Genomic DNA, 5300 nt, shown 5'->3' with positions numbered 1-5300 from the left:
GGCCGTCCACGAAGCCGTGGTTACGGCCCGTGAAGACATCCCGGGCGACAAGCGCCTGGTGGCCTACTACGCGGTAAAGTCGGCAGACACCGAACCGAGTATCGACGACTTGCGCACCTGGCTGCAGGAACAACTGCCCGCGTATATGGTGCCAGTGGCCTACGTGCGACTCGACAAGCTGCCGCTGACTCCCAACGGCAAGCTCGACCGCAAGGCCCTGCCGGCCCCGGACGGCGGTGCGCTGATCAGCCGCGGCTACGAGGCCCCGCAAGGCGAGACCGAAACCCGGCTTGCCGGGATCTGGCAAGAACTGCTGGGTGTCGCGCAGGTCGGTCGGCATGATCACTTTTTCGAACTGGGTGGCCATTCCTTGTTGGCCGTCAGCCTGATCGGGCGCATGCGCCAGGCCGGCCTGTCCACCGATATCCGCGTACTGTTCGGCCAGCCGACGCTGGCCGCCCTGGCCGCTGCCGTCGGTGGCGGGCGCGAAATCGTGGTCCCGGCCAATGCCATCCCGCCGGGCTGCCAGCACATCACCCCAGTCATGCTGCCGCTGATCAGCCTCGACCAGGCCGCCATCGACCGGGTGGTGGCGTGTGTGCCGGGCGGTGCGGCGAACGTGCAGGATATCTATCCGCTGGCGCCGTTGCAGGAAGGCATCCTCTACCACCATCTGGCCGCCGAGCAGGGCGACCCGTATCTGCAATCGGCGGTCTTCGCCTTCGACACCCGCGAGCAACTGCGGCGTTTTGCCCAGGCGCTGCAAGGCGTGATCGCGCGCCATGACATCCTGCGCACCGCCGTGCTCTGGGAAAGCCTCGACGAACCGCTGCAGGTGGTGCTGCGTGAAGCCTGCCTGGCACTGGACGAACTGCAAGTGGACCCGGCTGCCGGCGATATCGAGCAGCAACTGCGCGAGCAATTGGACCCGCGTCGTGTGCGCCTCGACCTGCGCCAGGCGCCAATGATGCGCCTGGGCTTTACCGAGGACGGCGCGAACCAGCGTTGGGTCGGCATGCTGCTGTTCCATCACTTGGTCAACGATGCCACTTCCCTTGGACTGCTGATCGCCGAGATCCAGGCCCATATCATCGGCCAGGAGGCGCAACTGCCGGCCTCGATGCCGTACCGCAACTATGTGGCCCAGGCCCGCCTGGGGGTGAGCCGCGAAGAACATGAAGGCTTCTTCCGCGACATGCTCGCCGATGTGCACGAACCGACCCTGCCGTTCGGCGTGCAGGACGCCGGCAACGGCGAGGCCATCGAGGAAGTCCGCCAACTGCTCGACGCCGGCCTGAGCCGACGCCTGCGGGTCCAGGCCCGGCAACTCGGGGTCAGTGCGGCGAGTCTCTGCCATCTGGCCTGGGCCCAGGTGCTGGGCTGTGTTTCGGGCAAGGACGAGGTGGTGTTCGGCACTGTCCTGCTCGGTCGCCTGCAAGGCGGCGAGGGCGCCGAACGGGCCCTGGGCATGTTCATCAACACCTTGCCGCTGCGGGTCAGCCTTGGCCACGACCCGCAGGGGATTGCCGCTGCGGTCAAGGCCACCCATGGTCGCCTCAGTGCGCTGCTCGCCCACGAACATGCGCCGCTGACCCTGGCGCAACGTTGCAGCAGCGTGGCCGCGCCGCTACCGCTGTTCAGTTCGCTGTTGAACTACCGGCATATCGACACCCGTGATCCTGGTGCCGTTGCCACTGCGGCCTGGGACGGCATCCGCCTGCTGAGCAGCGAGGAGCGCAGCAACTACCCGCTGACCCTTTCGGTGGATGACCTGGGCGAGGATTTCGCCCTGAGCGTACTGGCCCTGGAGGAAATCGGTGCGCAACGGGTCTGCGACTACATGCACATGGCCCTGGTCAATCTGGCCGATGCCCTGGAGCAGGCGCCTTTGACACCACTGTCCGCGCTATCGGTACTGCCGGCCGCCGAACGCCAGCGGTTGCTGGAAGACTTCAACCGCAGCACCGCGGCTTATCCCACCGACCTGACCATTGCCCGGCAGTTCGAGGCCCGGGTCCTGGCGAGCCCCGATGCACTCGCCGTGGTCCATGAAGGCCAATCCCTGACCTACGCCGAGCTGAATCGCCAGGCCAACCAGTTGGCCCATCATCTGCACGGTCTCGGGGTGCAGCCCGACGACCGCGTCGCCATCTGTGCCCGGCGCAGCCTCGATATGCTGGTCGGCCTGGTGGCGATCCTCAAGTCCGGCGCCGGCTATGTGCCGATCGATCCGTCCCATCCGGCGGAACGCCTGGCCTATCTGCTGGGCGACAGTGCGCCGCGGGTGCTGCTGACCCAGGCCGAGCTGCGCGAACGCCTGCCGGCGCCTGAAGTGCCGGTGTTGCTGCTCGACGCCGAGTCCCGAACACTGGCGGGTATCGACCGGCAACCCGGGCACAATCCGGATATCGCCGGGCTGACAGCTTCCAGCCTGGCCTATGTGATCTACACCTCGGGCTCCACCGGTGAACCCAAGGGCGTGATGGTCGAACACCGTCAACTGTCCAACCTGGTGAGTTGGCATTGCCGGGCGTTCGACCTGGAAGCGGGCAGCCAGACCTCCAGTGTCGCCGGCTTCGGTTTTGATGCCATGGCCTGGGAAGTCTGGCCGGCGCTGTGCGTCGGCGCGACCTTGCACCTGCCGCCGGCCACGGCCGGCAGCGAAGATGTCGACGGCCTGCTGGGCTGGTGGCTGGCGCAACCTCTGGACGTCAGCTTCCTGCCGACGCCGATTGCCGAGTACGCCTTCAGCCAGGCATTGCAACACCCGACGCTGCGCACTCTGCTGATCGGCGGAGACCGCCTGCGGCAGTTCCCCCAGGGCCAGCGTTTCGCCCTGATCAACAACTATGGCCCGACGGAAACCACGGTAGTGGCGACGTCGGGGCTGATCGACGAACACGCCACCACGCTGCATATCGGCAAACCGGTGGCGAACACCCGGGTCTATCTGCTTGACGAGCAACTGCGCCCGGTACCGGTGGGCGTGGCCGGTGAGCTCTATGTCGCTGGCGCGGGGGTGGCCCGTGGATACCTGAACCGCGCGGCCCTGACCGCCGAACGTTTCCTCAGGGACCCGTTCAGCCACGATCCGCAAGCGCGGATGTACAAGACCGGCGACCTGGCGCGCTGGCTGGCCGACGGCAATATCGACTACCTGGGGCGTAACGACGACCAGGTGAAAATCCGTGGCCTGCGTATCGAACTGGGGGAAATCGAAACCCGCCTGGCCAGCCATCCGGCGCTTCAGGAAGCGGTGGTCCTGGCCCGTGAAGACCATCCTGGCGACAAGCGCCTGGTGGCCTATTACAGCTCGGCCGACGCAACGCTGGAAATCGAAACCCTGCGTGCCTATCTGCAAACGCAACTGCCGGACTATATGGTGCCCTCGGCCTATGTCGCCGTGGACAGCTTCCCGCTGACGGCCAATGGCAAGATCGACCGGCGGGCGCTGCCGGCGCCGGATCTGGCGGCACTGGTCAGCCGCGGCTACGAAGCGCCCCAGGGCGATATCGAAGTCACCCTGGCGCGGCTCTGGGCCGAAGTGCTCAAGGTCGACCGCGTCGGCCGGCATGATCACTTCTTCGAACTGGGCGGTCACTCGTTGCTGGCGGTGAGCCTGATCGGGCGCATGCGTCAGGTCGGCCTGGCGGCGGACGTGCGCGTACTGTTCGGCCAGCCGACCCTGGCCGCCCTGGCGGCGGCGGTGGGCACGGTCAGCGACCTGGCGGTGCCGGCCAATGCCATTGCCGCCGACTGCCAGCGCATCACCCCGGACATGCTGCCGTTGATCAGCCTGGAGCAGGACGCCATCGACCGCGTCGTGGCCACGGTGCCCGGCGGCGCGGCGAATGTGCAGGACATCTACCCGCTGGCACCGTTGCAGGAAGGGATTCTCTATCACCACCTGAGCGCCGGGCAGGGCGACCCCTATGTGCTGCAATCGCATTTCGCCTTTGACAGCCGCGCGCGCCTGGACGATTTCGCCAACGCGCTGCAAGCGGTTATCGACCGGCACGACATTCTGCGCACCTCCATGCACTGGGAAAGCCTCGATGAGCCGTTGCAGGTGGTCTGGCGCCAAGCCCGCCTGAGTATCGAAGAGGTCCATCTGGACCCGCGCGTCGGTGATATCGCCGAGCAGTTGCGCGAACGCTTCGATCCGCGCCAGGTACGCCTGGATATCCGCCAGGCGCCGATGCTGCGCCTGGTCTTCGCCCTGGACACCGCCAATCAGCGTTGGCTGGCGACCTTGCTGTTTCACCATATGGTCCTCGACCATACCGCGCTGGACCAGGTGCAGCATGAAATGCAGGCCTGGCTGCTCGGCCAGGCCGATCAACTGGCGGCCTCCGTCCCTTATCGCAATTATGTCGCCCAGGCCCGTCTGGGGGTGAGCGAGCAGGCCCACGAAGCGTTCTTCAAGGAGATGCTCGGCGCCATCGACGAGCCGACGCTACCGTTCGGCCTGCAGGATGTGCAGGGCGACGGCAGTGCCATCGAACAGGCCCATCTGGCCCTGGACAGCGGCTTGAGCCGGCGTCTGCGGACCCAGGCCCGTCAGCTCGGGGTCAGTGCCGCGAGCCTGGTGCACCTGGCGTTTGCCCAGGTGCTGGGGCGGGTCAGCGGGCGTGACCAGGTGGTGTTCGGCACCGTGCTGTTCGGCCGGATGCAGGCCGGCGAGGGTGCCGAACGGGCCCTGGGGATGTTTATCAATACCTTGCCGCTGCGGGTCGACCTGGGTGAGCGTGAAGTGCGTGACGGGGTCAAGGCCACGCACGCACGGCTGACTGCCTTGCTCGGGCATGAACACGCGTCCCTGGCATTGGCCCAGCGTTGCAGCGGCCTGGCCGCGCCGGCAGCGTTGTTCAGTGCCTTGCTCAACTACCGCCACAGCAGTACTGCCGTGACCGAGCAGGGCCAGAGTGCCTGGCAAGGCATGCAGGCACTCGGGGCCGAAGAACGGACCAACTACCCACTGACCGTCAACGTCGACGACCTGGGCGACGGCTTCTACTTTACCGCGCTGGTGGCCACGGCCATTGGTGCGCAACGTCTTTGCGGTTACCTGCGGACGGCCCTGGAAGGTTTGGTCCAGGCCCTGGAGCAGGCGCCACAGACGCCGCTGCACGCGCTGTCGATATTGCCGCTGGCCGAGCGCGAACAGTTGCTGGAACACTGGAACCGGCCTGGCCAGGCCCATACGGCCGGAGTCTTGATCCATCAGCAGTTCGAAGCCCGTGCCCAGGAGCGGCCGGAGGCCGTGGCGCTGATGTACCAGGAGCAAAGCCTGAGCTACG

General features: G+C 66.6%; 1 protein-coding gene. It reads left to right on the top strand.

The window, feature by feature from the left end; genetic code table 11:
- The coding region (locus M5B99_RS29160; protein WP_248807390.1) for a non-ribosomal peptide synthetase at window positions 1–5300 on the top strand (5300 nt) is incomplete at both ends.

It is taken from the genome of Pseudomonas sp. MWU13-2100 (genome assembly GCF_023242365.1).
GTDB lineage: Bacteria > Pseudomonadota > Gammaproteobacteria > Pseudomonadales > Pseudomonadaceae > Aquipseudomonas.
The sequence above is the reverse complement of the archived record's forward strand: the minus strand, read 5'-3'. Positions and strand labels throughout refer to the sequence as shown.